Origin of the sequence: Pedobacter nutrimenti (assembly GCF_003208655.1) — a bacterium.
Lineage (GTDB): Bacteria > Bacteroidota > Bacteroidia > Sphingobacteriales > Sphingobacteriaceae > Pedobacter > Pedobacter nutrimenti.
Genome location: NZ_QKLU01000001.1, coordinates 104,486 through 122,707 on the forward strand (window position 1 = coordinate 104,486; position 18,222 = coordinate 122,707).

Annotated in this window: 21 protein-coding genes; 10 read left to right on the plus strand and 11 right to left on the minus strand. The window is 40.8% G+C overall.

All coding sequences use genetic code 11. The annotated features are described in order from the left end of the window. Positions 1-51 precede the first annotated feature (51 nt). Both B0O44_RS00335 and B0O44_RS00340 read right to left on the minus strand, forming a co-directional pair. Complete coding sequence (locus B0O44_RS00335) at positions 52-1,908, minus strand: Nramp family divalent metal transporter (RefSeq protein WP_110826713.1); 1,857 nt, start codon at positions 1,906-1,908, stop codon at positions 52-54. Between the two features lies 1 nt (position 1,909). After that, the gene (locus B0O44_RS00340) at positions 1,910-2,563 is read right to left on the minus strand and encodes a metal-dependent transcriptional regulator (RefSeq protein WP_110826714.1); all 654 of its coding nucleotides are present in this window, start codon (positions 2,561-2,563) and stop codon (positions 1,910-1,912) included. A gap of 156 nt (positions 2,564-2,719) precedes the next feature. Here B0O44_RS00340 and B0O44_RS00345 point away from each other — a divergent pair, with 156 nt between their 5' ends. Continuing rightward, on the plus strand, positions 2,720-3,190 hold the full coding sequence (locus B0O44_RS00345; RefSeq protein WP_110826715.1) for an Lrp/AsnC family transcriptional regulator: 471 nt from the start codon (positions 2,720-2,722) through the stop codon (positions 3,188-3,190). Here the strand turns inward: B0O44_RS00345 and ung are convergent. Both ung and B0O44_RS00355 read right to left on the minus strand, forming a co-directional pair. Then, on the minus strand, positions 3,187-3,867 hold the full coding sequence (gene ung, locus B0O44_RS00350; protein ID WP_110826716.1) for a uracil-DNA glycosylase: 681 nt from the start codon (positions 3,865-3,867) through the stop codon (positions 3,187-3,189). The genes B0O44_RS00345 and ung overlap by 4 nt on opposite strands. A 4-nt stretch (positions 3,868-3,871) precedes the next feature. Continuing rightward, a complete protein-coding gene (locus B0O44_RS00355; RefSeq protein WP_110826717.1) occupies positions 3,872-4,384 on the minus strand; it encodes a thioredoxin family protein in 513 nt (170 codons plus the stop codon). Positions 4,385-4,543: 159 nt separating this feature from the next. Between B0O44_RS00355 and B0O44_RS00360 the strand changes: the two genes are divergently transcribed. Then, the gene (locus tag B0O44_RS00360) at positions 4,544-5,083 is read left to right on the plus strand and encodes a DUF2892 domain-containing protein (RefSeq protein ID WP_110826718.1); all 540 of its coding nucleotides are present in this window, start codon (positions 4,544-4,546) and stop codon (positions 5,081-5,083) included. Positions 5,084-5,112: 29 nt separating this feature from the next. Here B0O44_RS00360 and B0O44_RS00365 read toward each other — a convergent pair whose 3' ends face one another. From B0O44_RS00365 to B0O44_RS00390, 6 genes are all read right to left on the minus strand, one after another. Then, a complete protein-coding gene (locus tag B0O44_RS00365; protein ID WP_110826719.1) occupies positions 5,113-5,328 on the minus strand; it encodes a hypothetical protein in 216 nt (71 codons plus the stop codon). Positions 5,329-5,413: 85 nt separating this feature from the next. Further along, positions 5,414-7,135, minus strand: a complete 1,722-nt coding sequence (gene lysS, locus B0O44_RS00370; protein WP_110826720.1) for a lysine--tRNA ligase — start codon at positions 7,133-7,135, stop codon at positions 5,414-5,416. Between the two features lie 124 nt (positions 7,136-7,259). Further along, positions 7,260-9,173, minus strand: coding sequence for an AMP-dependent synthetase/ligase (locus B0O44_RS00375; RefSeq protein WP_110826721.1), 1,914 nt, complete (start codon positions 9,171-9,173; stop codon positions 7,260-7,262). 97 nt (positions 9,174-9,270) lie between these two features. After that, positions 9,271-9,597, minus strand: a complete 327-nt coding sequence (locus tag B0O44_RS00380) for a HesB/IscA family protein (RefSeq protein ID WP_110826722.1) — start codon at positions 9,595-9,597, stop codon at positions 9,271-9,273. A 35-nt stretch (positions 9,598-9,632) separates the two neighbouring features. Next, positions 9,633-10,046 (minus strand): Fe-S cluster assembly scaffold IscU, encoded by a 414-nt coding sequence (iscU, locus tag B0O44_RS00385; RefSeq protein WP_110826723.1) that lies wholly within the window; start codon positions 10,044-10,046, stop codon positions 9,633-9,635. A gap of 51 nt (positions 10,047-10,097) precedes the next feature. Next, on the minus strand, positions 10,098-11,309 hold the full coding sequence (locus tag B0O44_RS00390; protein WP_110826724.1) for an IscS subfamily cysteine desulfurase: 1,212 nt from the start codon (positions 11,307-11,309) through the stop codon (positions 10,098-10,100). A 123-nt stretch (positions 11,310-11,432) separates the two neighbouring features. Between B0O44_RS00390 and mce the strand changes: the two genes are divergently transcribed. From mce to B0O44_RS00430, 8 genes are all read left to right on the plus strand, one after another. Continuing rightward, positions 11,433-11,846: a methylmalonyl-CoA epimerase gene (gene mce, locus B0O44_RS00395; RefSeq protein ID WP_110826725.1), complete on the plus strand. Its 414-nt coding sequence runs from the start codon at positions 11,433-11,435 to the stop codon at positions 11,844-11,846. Beyond that, positions 11,839-12,126, plus strand: coding sequence for a hypothetical protein (locus B0O44_RS00400; protein WP_110826726.1), 288 nt, complete (start codon positions 11,839-11,841; stop codon positions 12,124-12,126). Before mce ends, B0O44_RS00400 begins: the two co-directional genes overlap by 8 nt. 90 nt (positions 12,127-12,216) lie before the next feature. Then, entirely contained in the window at positions 12,217-12,465 is a 249-nt protein-coding gene (locus B0O44_RS00405) for a type B 50S ribosomal protein L31 (protein ID WP_110826727.1), read from the plus strand. A gap of 71 nt (positions 12,466-12,536) precedes the next feature. After that, positions 12,537-13,712, plus strand: a complete 1,176-nt coding sequence (locus tag B0O44_RS00410; RefSeq protein WP_110826728.1) for a GlmU family protein — start codon at positions 12,537-12,539, stop codon at positions 13,710-13,712. A 38-nt stretch (positions 13,713-13,750) separates the two neighbouring features. Next, positions 13,751-14,512, plus strand: a complete 762-nt coding sequence (tpiA, locus tag B0O44_RS00415; RefSeq protein WP_110826729.1) for a triose-phosphate isomerase — start codon at positions 13,751-13,753, stop codon at positions 14,510-14,512. After that, positions 14,512-15,351: a 50S ribosomal protein L11 methyltransferase gene (prmA, locus tag B0O44_RS00420; protein ID WP_110826730.1), complete on the plus strand. Its 840-nt coding sequence runs from the start codon at positions 14,512-14,514 to the stop codon at positions 15,349-15,351. Before tpiA ends, prmA begins: the two co-directional genes overlap by 1 nt. Before the next feature lie 23 nt (positions 15,352-15,374). Then, the gene (locus B0O44_RS00425) at positions 15,375-16,727 is read left to right on the plus strand and encodes a UDP-N-acetylmuramate--L-alanine ligase (protein WP_110826731.1); all 1,353 of its coding nucleotides are present in this window, start codon (positions 15,375-15,377) and stop codon (positions 16,725-16,727) included. Between the two features lie 37 nt (positions 16,728-16,764). Then, a complete protein-coding gene (locus B0O44_RS00430; RefSeq protein WP_110826732.1) occupies positions 16,765-17,094 on the plus strand; it encodes a helix-turn-helix domain-containing protein in 330 nt (109 codons plus the stop codon). A 6-nt stretch (positions 17,095-17,100) separates the two neighbouring features. Here the strand turns inward: B0O44_RS00430 and B0O44_RS00435 are convergent, their stop codons facing one another. Beyond that, positions 17,101-18,219, minus strand: coding sequence for a GNAT family N-acetyltransferase (locus tag B0O44_RS00435; RefSeq protein WP_110826733.1), 1,119 nt, complete (start codon positions 18,217-18,219; stop codon positions 17,101-17,103). Positions 18,220-18,222 lie beyond the last annotated feature (3 nt).

Consider the following 18,222-nt stretch of genomic DNA (forward strand, 5'->3'; position numbering starts at 1 on the left):
AATCGTGAAATTTATCTTTCGGGAAAGTGTTATTGGTGAAAAAAGCAGGGTTTATCTGACAATCAATACCGGAATGTTTACTTTATGTCTGACTGCATCGACGGTGGTGCCAAAAATCAAATCTTTAAGGCCTTTATGCCCATGCGCACCCATCACCAAAAGTTCGAGGTTTTGCGCATGACTGACGGCCGCAATTTCGGTGGCTGTTCTGCCAAAACCAATATGGGGCCGGGCATGATAACCCAGCTCGGCAAGATTGCTGCAGTATTTTTCCAGGTTATCGGCATCACTTTGTGTTTCGTGGTCTAAAGCCGACTGTCCGTGGTAACGGGCAACAGCGGTTTCGACCACATGGATCAGGTGGTATTCTGCTTTTTTACCACCCTGAATGAGTGCATGACGAATGGTGTTGCGGTCGTTTTTTGAAAAATCTACCGGAATGCCTATCCGGGTATATTCAATTTTTTCGACGGTGCCAATGTCCAGGGCCGTACCGTGTGGCACACTGGTGGCCTGCAATTTCCGGGACAGAATGGGGTGAATAAATACATAAATGAGCAGTAAACCAATCAGCATGGCCAGTGGGACAATCAGATAGGAAACATACCATAAACCAGGCTTGTTCCACCCTGAAATTTCCTCCGCGACCAGTTTTACGTTTAACACGACAATGACCAGCGCACTGGTCCAGGCCAGAATTTTAGTCCATTTTCCAATGGCAAATTCTTTCATTTCTTTTTTATCAGAGGTAAAATGGATCAGCGGAATAACAGCAAAACCCAGTTGCAGGCTCAATACCACCTGGCTTAGGATCAGCAGGCCGCTCAAAGCATCGCCTCCAAAATAAAGAATTGTGAAAAATGCCGGTATAATGGCCAGAAGCCGGGTGATCAGTCTTCTTAACCAGGGTTGTATCCTCAGGTTTAAATGTCCTTCCATAATGATCTGTCCGGCCAGTGTACCAGTTACTGTAGAACTTTGTCCTGCGGCAATCAAAGCAATGGCAAAAAGGGCAGGGGCTATGCCTCCGAATATATGCTCCAGCAGTTTATGGGCGTCCTGTATTTCGGCGACTTCATGATGACCGTTTTTATAAAAGGCGGCAGCGGCCAGGATCAGAATGGCAGCATTGACAAAAAAAGCCAGGTTGAGCGCTACAGCGGTATCAATAAAATTAAATTTTATCGCTTCCTTAATGCCCTTAAAGTCTCTTTTGAACTTTCGGGTCTGTACCAGTGAAGAGTGCAGGTAAAGGTTGTGCGGCATTACGGTGGCCCCGATAATCCCTATGGCAATGTATAAGGCTTCACCTGAAAGCATGCTGGGTTTAAAACCCGCCGCAATTTCTTTTAAGGAAGGTTCTACGATAAACATTTCGACCAGAAAAGAAATGCCCACAATAAAAACCATAGAAACAATAAAAGCCTCCATTTTGCGCATGCCCTTATTCATCAGAAAAAGCAGCAGCACGGTATCAAAAATAGTTAAACTGATGCCCCAGATGAGCGGCAATTTAAACAGCAGTTGTAAGCCTATGGCCATTCCAATAATTTCGGCCAGGTCACAGGCCACAATGGCGGTTTGGGCAAGGATAAACAAAGGAATATTGGCCCATTTGGGATAGGTGTTCCTGGAAGCCTGTGCCAGATCCAATCCACGGACAATGCCCAGGCGGGCACTAAGGGATTGTAAAAGAAGGGCAATCAGGTTGGACATCAGTAAAATCCAGATCAGCTGATAGCCAAATTTACTTCCACCGGCAAGGTCTGTGGCCCAGTTTCCCGGATCCATGTAACCCACACTCACCAGATAGGCGGGTCCTATAAAAGAGAGAATTCTTTTCCAGCCGGTGCGTTTACCTGTATCTATACTTTGATGTACTTCACTTAAAGATTCGGAATTCTTCATATTATAATTTCATCAATAGGTTTTTGGCGACTTCTTTGCTAATGCTAATTTTTTTTTGTTCAAGCAGAAGTTCTATGGAACCATCAAATGGGTTGATGTCTTCTACGCTAATCTGGGTGCCCAGGGTGAGACCGGTTTTTTCAAGATACTTTAAAAATTCTGCGGAATGTTCTGTCACACCGATAATGGTGCCCTGCTCCCCAGGCTGTAGTTTGCTAAGCTTGGTGACGGCCGATTCTTCAAAATTGCCCTGCTGGTCGGGGATCGGGTCCCCGTGAGGGTCCCGCTTGGGGTAACCCAGAAATTCGTCAAGGCGCCGGATCAGTAAATCAGAATTTACATGTTCCAGTTCTTCTGCAATTTCATGGACTTCATCCCATTTGAAGCCCAGGCTTTGCACCAGAAAAAGTTCCCAGAGCCGGTGTTTTCTTACAATACCAATGGCCGTTAGTTTTCCTTTTTCTGTGAGGCTAACCCCCTGGTATTTTATATAGTCTACCAAATTTTTATCTGCCAGCTTTTTCATCATATCGGTCACCGAGGCAGGTTTTGTTTTAATTTTTTCGGCAATGGCGTTGGTTTGTACCGTTCCATTGCTTAAAAGCGATAAATGGTAAATGGCTTTTAAATAATTTTCTTCTGTGAAAGATTCCATTTATAATTATTCTGATGTTTTATAATTATCTAAATATAAAGTTAGGCAAATCTAAATAAATACAAAAGAATTAATTGTATTATTTAACAGTTTTCATAAAATAAAATTTGGCGATGTGTAGGTCTTTATTATATCTTTGACTTAAATAAAGAAACTATGGCAGCAGAAATCGATAAAATAGATTTTAAAATTTTAAAACTTTTACAGGAAAACGGGAGGATTACAAATTTACTTTTATCCCAGGAGATCGGCCTGTCTCCTGCACCAACATTGGAAAGGGTTAGAAAACTGGAAACTTCGGGCTTTATTAAAAGCTACCATGCACTGGTAGACGAAGAAAAACTGGGTTTGGGTATAAAAACCTTTATTCAGGTCCAGCTGGATTTCCATAAAAACAATACCATCCAGATTTTTCTCGACGAGGTAAACCAAATTAAGGAAATTACAGAATGTCATCACGTTACCGGTCAGGCAGACTTTTTACTAAAGGTATATGTCAATGACATTAAGGCTTATGAACGTTTGATTATGGACAAAATCAGCAAGATCTCAGTGGTTAAAACTTTTCAAACCATGATGATCATGTCCACAACCAAAAAGGAACCGATTGTTCCCTTGGAATATTAAGAGCTAATTCTCCAGTCTATTGGAGCAGCACCTTGTTCAATTAATTTTGAATTGGTCTTTGAAAAATGTTTGCAGCCAAAAAAGCCATTATAGGCCGAAAAAGGAGAGGGGTGTGCTGCTTTAAATAAGGTATGCCTGGAAGGGTCAATTAAAACTGATTTGTTCTGGGCATACTTTCCCCATAATAAAAATACAAGTCCTTCTTTGTGGGCAGAAAGTTCTGTAATGACTTTATCTGTAAAAATCTCCCAGCCTTTTCCCTGATGCGAACCAGGTTCATGCGCCCTTACTGTTAAGGTGGCATTGAGTAAAAGTACACCCTGATCGGCCCACTCGGTCAGTTGTCCGTGAGCCGGCGTTTTAAAATTTTCTACATCGCTTTCCAGTTCCTTGTACATGTTTTTTAGGGAAGGCGGAACCGTAATGCCTTTTTGTACAGAGAAGGATAAGCCATGCGCCTGTCCTGGTCCGTGATAAGGATCCTGGCCCAGAATGACCACTTTAACCTTGTCAAAGGGGGTATGGTTAAAAGCGTTAAAAATATCGGCACCCCTTGGGTAAACGGTATGGCCTTTTTGTTTCTCTTCCAGTAAAAAAGCTTTAAGAGACTTCATGTAGTCCTGATCAAATTCTTTTTCCAGCCTGGCCAGCCAGCTGGGTTCTAATGCTGCCGACATAAAATTATTTTGAGACGATGGCCAGTAAATCTTTTTCAAGACTTTGTCTTGGGCTTTCAACGATACGCCCGCTTTCTTTACCATCTTTAAAAACGATAAAAGTAGGCACCCGCTCTATATTTAAATTGTCGATAAGACCGTTCTCTGCTTTTTTGTTGCCATCAACACAAATCAGTGTAATGTTCTTTTCAGCAAAACCTGCAGCGTCCAGTACCTTGTAAAAATGAGGGACCTGTAATTTACTGTCCCCGCACCAGGTACCCAGTACAATGGTAATTTTTTTACCCGACAATAAAGGCTTTAAACTGTGTATCACAGTATCATTCACCGTATAATTAGGATATTCCAGGTCATACCTTTCCTTAAATTCAGGAAAGGACACCAGGTGTTTTCTGTCACAGGTATTGATCATAATTTCTTTGTTTCTGGAGTTGTCTTTTACTTGTTTGTTCAGGTCCTGCGCTTTTAATGCAGATGCGGCAAGCAGGCACAAAAATAAGCTGAGCATTCTTTTCATTGGAATATAATTTATTGCTGCTATGAGCGGTATTTAGCATAACATGCCGCAGATCCAGCCTGGTTTTGGGATACAATTATTTTTTTGCTGAAATTATAACTTTAAATCTAATTTCTGGTATTTAAACACGATATTTGCAGAAAAAATTACAATAATAATATGCCAAACATAGTTCGTTTAATTTTAGGTTTTGCAATACTTGGCGCCGCCGTTACCCTGATGGTATTTGGCTTTTGGGGCTGGGGTATTTTAGCCGTGTTTATCAGTATTTTAGTGATCGTTACTTACTTTTTTAATGAAAATATGCTGCTTGCCCAATGGTTCCTGCGTAAGGACAATATGGCCAAGGCAGAAAGTTATCTGAAAAGAATTACCAATTATGAGAAACAACTGATCCGTGTTCAGCAAGGGTATTATAACCTGTTGATTGGTTTAATCGAGTCCAGAAAAGCACCAATGCAATCAGAGAAATATTTTAAGAAAGCACTTTCTTTGGGTTTACATATGGATCACAATGTGGCTTTGGCTAAATTAAGCCTGGCTGGTATTGCAATGGGAAAAAGAAACAAAAGAGAAGCGCAGATGTATTTAACGGAAGCGAAAAAGGCCGATAAAAATAAATTACTGGCCGATCAGATTAAACAAATGAAAGATCAGCTGGGTATGCTCGATAAGCAGCAGCAGGTTAGATACAGATAAAAAAAAAGCCACAGATCATGTGGCTTTTTTTATTTATCGCTTAAGCGGTCAAAATTTTCTTCTTCCATAGAAGCGGTAGTCCTGCTGATGATGTCGTCCTCGTAATCATCCTTAGACCGGTTAAAAAAGAGTTGCTCGGACTGAATGCGCTTAATCAATTGACGGATCAACGACAAGTCAAAAGCCTCTTTCTTTAATTTAATGCAATATTCGTTTTCTGTTATTTCAAGACTTGAGTTGTTCATAAGTCAACAAATTTATTTGCCTAAAATTAAAAAAGGCTTACTATAATTTCTTATCGTAAGCCTTTAAATTTATGTTATCTCTTTGTTAAGAGAACCAGGCAGTTACCTCTTCTTTAGAAGGCATAGCAAGCTCCAGTTTTAGTTTTTTACGCATGCCGCCAAGGTCGTTAAAAACCTTGTTGGGATTAGCGCTTTTAAAATCTTCAACGGTATTGAATCCCATTTTACGGATGGCTTGTACCCAGTCTGCAGGAATGCCTGCATTGACAAAATCTTCATCACTGGTTACTTTCTCTTTTTTCTCCGGACGCATCTGAGGGAAAAACAATACTTCCTGGATGGTGCTTTGATTGGTCATCAGCATCACCAAACGGTCTATTCCGATACCCAAACCAGAGGTTGGAGGCATACCATATTCCAGGGCACGGATAAAGTCATCATCCATGACCATGGCTTCATCATCACCTCTGGCAGCCAGTTTAAGCTGATCTTCGAAACGTTCTTTCTGGTCAATCGGATCGTTCAGCTCTGAATAAGCATTTCCTATCTCTTTACCCATCACAAAAAGCTCAAAACGTTCAACCAAACCAGCCTTGCTTCTGTGTTTTTTGGCAAGCGGGGTCATTTCCAAAGGGTAATCTGTAATATAGGTCGGCTGGATCAAATTGGCTTCTACTTTTTCGCTGAACAGTTCATCCACCAGTTTACCGCGTCCCATAGAAGAATCGATTTCAATGCCCAGTTTTTTACAGGTTTCCTTCAACTGTTCTTCGGTCATTTGGGAAACATCAATACCTGTATATTTTTCAATCGACTCGTACATGGTCAGTTTTTCATAAGGCCCTTCAAAGTTGATGTTATGTTCACCTACCTTTACAATGGCCGAACCATGAATGGCCGTGGCAATTTTTTCCAGACATTCTTCCACCATGCCCATCATCCAGATGTAGTCTTTATAGGCAACATAGATTTCCATAGAGGTAAACTCCGGATTATGGGTACGGTCCATGCCTTCATTTCTGAACATTTTTCCGAACTCATACACCCCGTCAAAACCAGCTACAATAAGTCTTTTCAAATAAAGCTCATTGGCAATACGCAGGTATAAAGGCATATCGAGCGTATTGTGGTGCGTGGCAAAAGGACGTGCAGCAGCACCACCATGAATTGGCTGTAAAATAGGGGTTTCCACTTCCATCCAGCCCTGCTCATCAAAGTAGTTCCGCATGGTGTTGATCACTTTGGAACGGTTGATGAAAATCTGTTTGAAATCCGGATTGACCGTTAAATCTACATAACGTTGTCTGTAACGCAATTCCGGATCTGTGAAAGCATCAAAGGTATTTCCTTCTTCATCACGTCTGACTACCGGTAGCGGTTTTAAAGATTTAGACAGTAATTTAAGTTCGGTAACGTGCAGGGAAATTTCACCGGTCTGTGTGGTAAACATATAACCTTTAACACCGATAAAGTCGCCAAGGTCCAGCAGTTTTTTGAACACCGTATTGTATAAGGTTTTGTCTTCTCCCGGACAAAGATCATCTCTTTTTAAATAGATTTGCAGCCTACCGGTAGAATCCTGTAATTCCACAAAAGAAGCACTTCCCATAATCCTTCTGGACATGATCCTTCCGGCAATGCTGATGTTCTTATAGGCTGTTTTATCTCTTTCGTAGTTTGCTAAAATATCTGCTGCATTGGCATTGATTTCAAATGCTTCAGCAGGGTAGGGTTCGATACCCAATTCACGGAGCTGACTTAAGGAATTTCTCCGCAGCAGCTCTAGTTCTGATAGTCCTGTACTCATATCTCTTTTATATGCGGCTGGTTGCCGTATAGCTTTTTTGAATTGTATTTTAAAATTAGGTAAATTTAAGAATTTGAAGTCTCATTTATGGAGCTAATTTGAATTATAGAAGCGAAAATTCAAATTATTCACTTTCAACGGATTCTTTGTACATCTCATCGATGTCGGCTGCATATTTTTTCTCTATTACCTTCCTTTTGGGTTTCATGGTCGGGGTGATTTCGCCTTCGTCCATACTAAAGGGATTTCGTTTCACCTTAAAGTTTTTGATCCGCTCAAACTTGGCCAGTTCCCCGGAGTATTTGCGGATGTCCTGTCCGATCCAGTCTTTAATCTCCTGGTTTTCAATAAACAGGTCTGGCGCTGCAAAAAAAGAATCGGGCAGTTTAAAAGCTTCTTGTAAATTTTCACGGTTTGGAATAACAATGGCTGTCAGGTATTCCCGTTTGTCACCAATTAAAAACAATTGTTCAATTTTAAGGCTTTTCAGGTAAATGTTTTCAACAGGACTTGGATAAACATTTTTTCCAAAAGCATTTACAATCATGTTTTTAAGGCGGTCTGTGATCTGTAAATTGCCTTTATAGAAACGACCTATATCTCCGGTATGGAACCAATTGTTTTTATCTATAGCTTCTGCAGTTTCAGCAGGTTTGTTAAAATAACCCTGCATCACACAATGTCCGCGCACAATGATTTCTCCTTCTGCACATTCAAAATCCGGATCAAAAGTATCATGTGTCTGAATGCTGATCATCTCTTTGGTTTCCACATCCTGTATTCCAACCTCTATGCCCGGAATGATGCGGCCAACGGTTCCATAAACTTGTCTGTCGTACTCTGTTACAGCCATAACGGGTGAGGTTTCGGTAAGGCCAAAACCTTCCAGTATTTTAATACCCAGGTTCCCGAAAAATTCCCCGACGTTTTTTGGCAAAGCGGCTCCACCGGAAATCATAAACTTTAGCCTTCCTCCGGTTTTCTCCTTGATTTTACTGAAGACCAGTTTTTCGGCAATGGCTTTTTCAGCAGAAAGTAATATACCTGGTGTTTTTCCAGCTTCTTTTTTTCTTCTGTAATCCTGTCCTGTTTTCAGGGCCCATAAAAATATTTTAGCTTTCAGACCGCCTTCAGCTGTTCCGCTTTTTATCGCTTTATCATGTATCCTTTCCAGTAGGCGGGGTACACAGCTCATTACGGTTGGCCTAATTTCGGCCATGTTTTTTGCCAACAGTTCCAGACTTTGGGCATAGGCTATTTTGCAGCCCTGTGCGCAGCAGACATGGTAAGTTGCGGTTCGTTCAAAAACGTGCGACAAGGGTAAAAAAGAAAGAAAAGTCTCTGTTTCATCAATGACAGGGATCTGCTGCAGACATACTTTTACATTTTCAACAAAATTTCCATGCGATAACATGACCCCTTTGGGGGTTCCTGTTGTTCCCGAAGTATAAATCAGAGAGGAAAGGTCCGATGGCCTCAATGATAAACGGATGGTGGTGATCTGTATTCTTTCTTCCGGACTGATGTCTTTTTTTGAAGTTAAAATGTGTTCAAAGCTGATGATTTCTGCACGAAGATCTGGCGGAACAGGCGTTTTGGTGTATTCCGCAAATGCAGGAATGATATAGTGTAAATGTTTGCAGTTGTCTGCAATTTTTAAAATCTTTTTAAACAAAAATGGATTGCCCACCAATATGGCCTTGATGCCTGAATCATTGATAATGTATTCTACTTCCTGTTCTGAGAGTGTCGGATAGATGGAAACATTAATGGCCCCGATTTGCTGGATGCCCTGGTCATAGTACACATACTCTGGTGAATTCTCTATCATGAGCCCCATTCTGTCTCCCTTAACAATGCCTTTGCCCAGAAAAAAGGCAGCCACGGCATCTGCACGCTGTAGGGTTGTTCCGAATGAAATTTCTTCCCATTCTGTGTTTTCTTTATGGATAAGAAAGGTTTCTTCGGGTTTGTGAATGTTCTCTACTACATTTCTAAGTAGGCTGGGGATCGTAGAGAACTCATTAAATGATACCATAGTATATTGTTTTGCTTGCGGGGGCAATGATAAACTTTTACATTTAAAAATGCAAAAAGGGCACCTAGGTGCCCTTTACAAATATAGTGAATGTCTTTTAAACAGAAAAACTCTCGCCACAGCCACAAGAACGGCTTGCATTTGGGTTATTGAAATTAAACCCTTTTCCGTTTAAACCATCTGAAAAATCAAGCTCTGTACCGGCAAGATAAAGGAATGATTTCATGTCCAGGGCAATTCTGATTCCCCTGTCTTCAAAAAACTGATCCCCCGTCTTCTCTTCGTTGTCAAAATCTAAATTGTAAGACAAACCAGAGCAGCCTCCTCCTTTTACAGAAACCCGCAGAAAATAATCTGAACCCAGCTGCGAATCCTGCATCAGGTGCTCAATTTTGCTTTTTGCTTTATCGGTTATCGTGATCATCGTTTTAAGTATTAATGTATTGAATATCGGGGCGCTTAGTGGTGCGATTTAGCCAGTTCGATTGGCTCCATACCATTTTTTACCCTGTAGTCGTTGATGGCAGATTTAATGGCATCTTCGGCCAGCACAGAGCAGTGGATTTTTACAGGCGGTAAAGCCAGTTCTTCCACAATATCCATGTTGTCAATGGTTAATGCCTCATCAACTGTTTTTCCCTTTAGCCATTCTGTTGCCAATGAAGAAGAAGCAATTGCCGATCCACAGCCAAATGTTTTAAATTTAGCATCAGTAATGATGTTGTTTTCGTCTACTTCAATCTGAAGACGCATTACATCACCACATTCAGGTGCGCCAACAAGACCTGTACCTACAGATTTGCTGTCTTTATTTAAAGTACCAACATTGCGCGGGTTGGTATAGTGTTCCATTACTTTTTCTGAGTATGCCATTTTTATTTCCTCCGGGCCAAAAGGCCTCTAGTTATATTTTTATACAAAGGGCTAGTGTTCTGCCCATTCAATTTTACTTAAATCAATTCCTTCTTTGAACATTTCCCACAATGGAGAAAGGTCTCTTAAGTGATTAACTGCCTTTTTGGTGTTTTCAATGGCGTAATCAATTTCTTCTTCAGTGGTAAAACGGCCCAATCCAAAACGGATAGATGAATGTGCCAGGTCATCAGAAAGACCTAAGTTTTTTAATACATAAGAAGGCTCCAGTGAAGCAGATGTACAGGCAGATCCTGAAGATACCGCAAGATCTTTCATCGCCATCATCAGGCCTTCACCTTCTACATATTTAAAGGAGATGTTGGCCACATGTGGCAGACGGTGCTGGGTGTTACCGTTTACATAGCTCTCTTCCATTTTTGTCAGTGCAGACTCCAGTTTATCCCGCAGGCGGGAAAGGCGTTTTGCTTCTTCATCCATTTCCAAACGGCAAAGCTCACATGCTTTTCCTAAACCAACAATGCCCGGTACATTAAGGGTTCCCGAACGCATTCCGCGTTCATGGCCACCACCGTCCATTTGTGCAGTAACTTTTACCCTTGGGTTTTTACGGCGTACATACAATACACCAACTCCCTTAGGGCCATACATTTTATGTGCAGAAAATGCCATCAGGTCAATGCCATCTGCATTTACATCTACAGGTATTTTTCCAACAGCCTGGGTTGCATCAGTCATAAACAGTGCACCATGTTTGTGTGCAATTGCTGCAATTTCTTTGATGGGCTGAACAACACCGATTTCGTTGTTGCCATACATAATGGTCACCAATATGGTTTGTTCAGTCATGGCAGCTTCCAGCTCCTGCAGGTCAATCAGCCCGTCCGATTTCACTTGAAGATAGGTTACTTTTGCACCGGCTTTTTCCAAATGTTTACAGGTATCCAAAACCGCTTTATGTTCTGTAGTGGCTGTAATGATGTGGTTACCTTTATCTTTATACATCTCAAACACACCTTTGATACCAAGGTTATCTGCTTCAGTTGCACCAGAGGTAAAGATGATTTCTTTTTCTGTACAGCCAATCAGTTTTCCGACTTGTTCACGGGCGTAATCAACCGCTTCTTCTGCAACCCAGCCAAAAGCGTGGTTACGGCTGGCCGCATTACCAAATTTACTGGTGAAATAAGGCAGCATAGCTTCCAAGACCCTCGGATCCAGAGGTGTTGTAGCATTGTTATCTAGATAAATAGGAAGTTCCATTATATATTATTATTCTTAATTGAACACAAAGATACGAAAAAAGATTGCCAACAATTATAAATAATAGCTATGAGGCTATAGGGAAAACATGCATTTTTACATTTGTTTAACGTTTGAAGAAAGATGAAGAAAATCGAACACATAGGTATAGCCGTACACAGCATACAGGAATCAAGGGGGTTATATGAAAAATTACTGGGTACAAATTGTTATAAAACAGAGCTGGTCGCTTCTGAGGGGGTAAATACGGCCTTTTTTAAAACAGGTGAAAATAAAATTGAATTGCTGGAGTCTACAGATGAGCAGGGGCCGATTGCAAAGTTTCTGGCCAAAAAAGGAGAGGGGATTCACCATATTGCTTTTGATGTAGAAGATATTTTTGCAGAAATGGAAAGGCTAAAATCAGAAGGTTTTGTGTTGCTCAATGAAGTTCCTAAAAAGGGTGCAGACCATAAACTGGTTTGTTTTGTACATCCTAAAAGTACTGGTGGGGTGCTGGTTGAATTGTGTCAGGAAATAACTGAAAATAATGGATAATACGGCCGCGCTTCAAAGAATACTGGAAAAGGATTTTGAAATCCGGGGCGCTTTGTCGGAAGCGGGTTTGCTGGATACGCTTACCGCTGCTTTTGCTTATCTGGTGGAAAATGACCTTCCAAAAATGATGAATATACTATACAGGGCCGATGTGAACGAAGAAAAGCTGAAAGCGCTTTTAGCTGAACAAGGAGAAAGATCGCCTGCGGAAATCATTGCCGGAGCCTATTTAGACCGCCAAAAAGAGAAGGTGGAAACCTGGAAAAAATACAGCAGGTAAATTTTTTTAGTATGTACTTGCTATTGAAAAATAAAATTAAGATATTTGCATCCTTAAAAATAAGCGACACATAAGTTATAATATAATAATATGAAAAAAGATCTGCATCCATCAAACTATAGATTCGTAGTATTTAAAGATATGTCTAACGAATATGCTTTTTTAACGAAATCTTGTGTAGATACTAAAGAGACTATCAAATGGGAAGACGGTAATGAGTATCCTCTGTACAAATTAGAGATTTCTCATACTTCACACCCTTTCTATACTGGTAAAATGAAGTTGGTAGATACTGCTGGTCGTATTGATAAATTCAAAACTCGTTACGCTAAAAAGTAATTCTGCAAACAGAAAAATTATTTTGAAGTCCCGTTGCTATAGCTGCGGGACTTTTTTTATTTTTGTTGCTTATGACAATCAATTTATTTGATGACGGGGCGTGGCTGTCTTTGCGTCCGCTTACTTATACAAGGCCTGTGGCCGATCTTAGGATTGGTATTTTAACCATAGCTGAAAAATGGAATAAGTCCATGAATGCGACCTCCGGCTTTCTCACCACGGATTATCTGTCCGCAAAATATAGTGCTGAAAATAAAGCTGAACTTTTTATAAATGGATCTGTTTGTCCGGACCAGGCTTTGCTGGAGGCCATTACCGCTTTAAAGAAGGGCGAAAAACTGAAAAGCGCTGAATTGCTAATTGCTTATAAAGCCGATCCCGGACTTAAACCGGATGCCGAAGTTTTACATAGTTTTAAAAATGTTCTGTACACCGGTGATTTTGTAAGGGTGGTTTTTCCTGAAGATATTTTCAGGTTCAACGACAGGGAACTCCGGAAAGATTTTGAGCTGCTCACCAGGGGCAGGACTTCTGCAAAATTAAGCACGACCAATACTTTTCTGGGAGATCAGATTTTTGCTGAAGAGGGTGCAAGTGCAGAATGTTCTACCTTCAATAGCCTGAACGGACCGATATACCTGGGAAAACAGGCAGAGGTTTGGGAGGGGTGTCACATCAGGGGTTCTTTTGCTTTGTGTGACCATTCGCAGGTGAAAATGGGCGCGAAAATTTATGGACAGACCACCATCGGCCCATTCAGCAGGGTAGGCGGAGAGATCAACAATGCGGTGATCTGGGGTTATTCTTCCAAAGGTCACGAAGGTTATTTAGGAAATTCTGTGCTGGGGCAATGGTGTAATATTGGTGCAGACAGCAACAATTCCAATCTGAAAAACAATTATGCAGAAGTCAGGTTGTGGGATTACAGCAAAGAAAGTTTCAGAAAAACCGGTCTTCAGTTTTGTGGTTTAATTATGGCGGACCATTCCAAATGCGGCATCAATACCATGTTCAATACCGGAACGGTTGCCGGGGTAAGCGCTAATATTTTTGGAGCAGGTTTTCCCCGCAATTTTATTCCTGATTTTGCCTGGGGCGGTGCGCAGGGTTTTGAGGTCTATGCCATTGCCAAGATGTTTGAAACCACCGAAAAGGTTTTTGAAAGAAGAAATATTAAGTTTGACCAGCAGGAAAAAGATATATTAGCTGCTGTATTTGAACAGACAAAAGCATACAGACATTTTTAAACCGGTTAAACAACCGGCAGAATATAAAAACAATCAACATGAGAAAAAAAATAGTAGCAGGAAACTGGAAAATGAATCTGGACTATGCCGAAGGCATTTCTTTATTTTCAGAAATTGTAAATATGGTTAGGGATGAACAAAAAGGCGACCAGCTTGCCGTAATTTGTGCACCTTTTATTCATTTAAACAGTTTGGCAAAACTTGGCGGGGCTACTGTTAAAATTGGTGCACAAAATTGTCACCAGAAAGAAAGCGGTGCTTTTACCGGGGAGGTCTCTGCAAAGATGATCAAATCGGTTGGATGCGACTATGTAATTATTGGCCATTCTGAACGCAGACAATATTTCTCAGAATCAGATCAACTTCTTGCTGAAAAAACAGCAATTGCCTTGAAGAACGATTTGACCCCTATTTTTTGCATTGGAGAAACCCTCGACGAAAGGAATAATGGAAGTTATTTTGACGTCATTAAAGGACAACTGGTCAATGGCGTGTTTTCACTATCCGGGGAAGAATTTTCTAAAATAGTTCTTGCTTATGAGCCGGTTTGGGCCATCGGAACCGGACTGACTGCAACATCTGATCAGGCACAGGAAGTTCATGCCTTTATACGTCAGGAAATTGCTTCAAAATATGGTGAAAGTATTGCTGAGGGTACTACGATATTATATGGTGGAAGCTGTAACCCGAAAAACGCTGCAGAATTGTTTGCACAAAAAGATATTGATGGCGGTCTGATCGGTGGCGCTTCCCTGAAATCACGTGACTTTACGGATATTGTTAAAACCTTTAATTCTTAATGCAGTATATTCAAATTACGTTTAGCTTTTCAGCTATAGAAGAGTATCAGAAAGATCTGCTGATTGCTGAACTTGCAGACATCGGTTTCAACACCTTTGAAGATACAGAAAATGGTTTTGCCGCATTTATTGATTTTGCCCATTACAGCCAGCCCGGTTTATCGGCTGTGCTGGAAGGCTTTGAAGGGCAGATTGCCTACAGCTTTACGGTAGAGGAAATAGAAGCGCAAAACTGGAACGAGGAATGGGAAAAGAATTTTGAGCCCCTGATCATCAGTGAAGACTGTTACGTTAGAGCTACTTTTCATGCCGCCAGGCCGGAATATACCTACGAAATTGTTATAGATCCGAAAATGGCATTCGGAACCGGACACCACCAGACCACCACCATGATGATGCAGTACATTCTGGCCTTTGATTTTAAAGGAAAGAAGGTATTGGATATGGGATGTGGTACCGGGATATTGGCTATTCTTGCAGCTAAGAAAGGTGCAAGCGAGTTAATTGCTATTGATAATGACGAAGTTTGTTATCAGAGTACATTGGAAAATGCGGCCTTAAATGGCGTGACCAATATGGAGGCCGTTTGCGGTGGTAAAGAAGTTATTCCAAAAAATACATTCGATGTCATATTAGCTAATATTAACAGAAATATCTTGCTAGACCAGATAAAAAATTATGCTGAGGTCCTTCAAAAGGATGGAAGTATCTTTTTTAGTGGCTTTTATGAGGTTCCCGATCTGGAAATGATTAAAGAAGCGTGCAATAAATTTAATATTTGTTATATTGACCATAAAAAAATTGGGGAATGGGTAGCTGCTCACTTCATAAAGCGTTAATTTAATCATAATTGTAATTGAGAATGCGTATACATTTTATCGCAATAGGCGGCAGCGCAATGCACAACCTGGCCATTGCCCTTCACAAAAAGGGCTTCCAGGTGAGCGGGTCTGATGACGTGATTTTTGAGCCATCCAGCAGCAGGCTTGCCCGTTACGGGCTTCTTCCGGAAAAAATGGGCTGGAACCCGGATAACATTCGTCCGGATCTGGATGCAGTTATATTGGGAATGCATGCTTTTACGGACAATCCCGAACTGTTAAGAGCAAAAGAACTTGGGCTGAAGATCTATTCTTATCCTGAATATATTTATGAACAAACCAAGGATAAATTAAGGGTGGTTATAGGGGGAAGCCATGGTAAAACAACCATTACCTCTATGATCCTGCATGTGCTGAACTACCATAAAAAGGATTTTGATTATTTGGTTGGGGCACAGCTGGAAGGCTTTGATACCATGGTGAAGGTGACTGCCGAAGCGCCCGTGATTATTATTGAAGGGGACGAGTACCTGGCCTCGCCCATTGACAGGCGTCCAAAGTTTCATTTATACAAAGCTAACATCGCTGTAATCAGCGGGATAGCGTGGGATCATATCAACGTATTTCCCACCTTTGAGGAATATATTCAACAATTTGACTTATTTATAAATACCATAGAACCAGCAGGAAAGTTAATTTACTGTCAAACTGATCCGGTGCTCAATAACCTTGTAAATAAGTCAATTGCCCCTGTAGAAAAAATTGGCTATAGTATTCCTGAGCATGAAATTGTGCATGGGATTACCTATCTTTTACCTGAACATACAGCCTTAAATGTGTTTGGAGATCACAACCTGATGAACCTGAGCGCGGCTAAATTGGTCTGTCTTCAACTGGGGATTACTCCTGAAGGTTTCGATGCAGCGATATCTTCATTTAAAGGGGCAGCCAAACGTCTGGAGCTGCTGAGCAGCAGGGGAAATACCAATGTCTATAAAGATTTTGCACATTCTCCATCTAAGCTTAAAGCGACAATAGAGGCTGTAAAGTCCCAATTTGAGAGCAGGAAGCTGGTGGCTTGTATAGAGTTGCATACATTTAGCAGCTTAAATAAAAACTTCCTTCTTCAATACGAAAATACGATGGATATGGCCGATGAAGCTATCGTTTACATAGACGAAAAAACTTTTGAACATAAAAAAATTGAGCCATTCAATAATTTGGATGTTCAAACAGCATTTAATAATCGTAAATTGCAATTTTTTAATGACGCTCTCCAATTAAAAACGTACTTGATGAATATTAATTTCAACAATACTAATTTACTTCTCATGAGCTCAGGAAACTTTGGTGGTTTAGATCTGGTTAAACTGGCACGCGAGTTGAATACTTAAATTTAATGCACATTTAATACACACCTAAATTAAAAACATGAACGTCATAGGTAAAAACATCAGACAATTACGCCAAAAAAATGGCTGGAGCCAGGGAGAGGTTGCCAAACGCTTAAATATTTCCATTCCTGCATTTTCAAAAATTGAAACGGGTATTACAGATATAAATATTTCGAGACTGGCACAGATTGCGAATCTGTTTGAAGTTTCGACAATGGATATCATCTCTAAAGAAGGTGAAAACCCTCAATCCCTGAATTTTGAAGAAATCAATAACCTGAAGGAAAAATTATCTCAAAGAGAAGAAGAGATCATTAAACTTCAAAAGAAAGTTATTGACCTTTACGAGGAAATCAGACAGAAATAAAATTTGCTAAAACAATTTACGCAGGGTCAGGTGCCGCTTTCCGAAAGTGGCGCCTGTAGCCTCGTGTATAGAAAGCATTTTATCATTAAAATCGCCTACCCAGGAGAGTTCCAGTTCATCGTATTGGTTTAAAGGAAGTACATATTCTTTTAACTTAATGAACAGGGCAGACTCCAGGCCGTGTTTTTGATAGGCTGTTTTGGTGCCCATTACTATGGCCCGCATTCTGTTTACCCCGCGCCAGCGTTTGTAAACGAATTGAAGTTTTTGAAGGAGGCCTAATTTACCGTTAAAGCTTTTGATCAGCTGATTGGCATCGGGTATAATGACCACAAAAGATGCAGGCTCTCCATTGACGTAAGCAAACCAGATGAGTTTTTCATCCATAATCGCTTCCATCTTTTTGAAACTTTCCAATAAGGTTTCTTTCTTAATCGGGACAAAGTTTTCAAAATCTTTCCAGGCATCATTATAAATTTCCATCAGATCAGCCACATATTTTTCGGCATTGCGCTTTGAAAAATGTTCAAAGCTGTAACCAGGTTTAGCGGCAACCCAGTTCGCGATTTTGGTAAAACGTTCGGGAAAAGGTTTTCTGACCTCCAGGTGATTGGTGATTTGCTCGTATTCTTTAGTGAAGCCGTATTGGTTAAAAAGCTCCAGATAATAGGGCATGTGGTAATTCATTCCATAGGAAGGCGGGGTAAAGCCCTCCACCAATAAACCCCAGAAGGAGTCATTTTCCCCGAAATTAATCGGACCGTCCATGGCTTTCATGCCTTTTTCCTGCAGCCAGTTTTTTGCCGTATCAAATAGCTTAAAAGCGGCCGCCTGGTCATTGATGCACTCAAAAAAGCCCATGCCACCGGTAGGGACAGGGTATTGACTGGCTTTTTTTTCATTGATAAAGGCTGCTACACGTCCTATGGTTTCCCCTTTTTCGTTTTTCAATACCCACCTTGAGCAGGTGCCATGGTTAAAAAAAGTATTTTTTTTCGGGTCAAAAACAGCTTCTACATCCTGATCAAGCGGACAGATCCAGTTCTTATCGTTTTGATAAATAAATCTGGCCACATCCAGAAATTGTTTTGCTGTTGTTGAGTCATTAACGGGGAGAACCTGCATGTA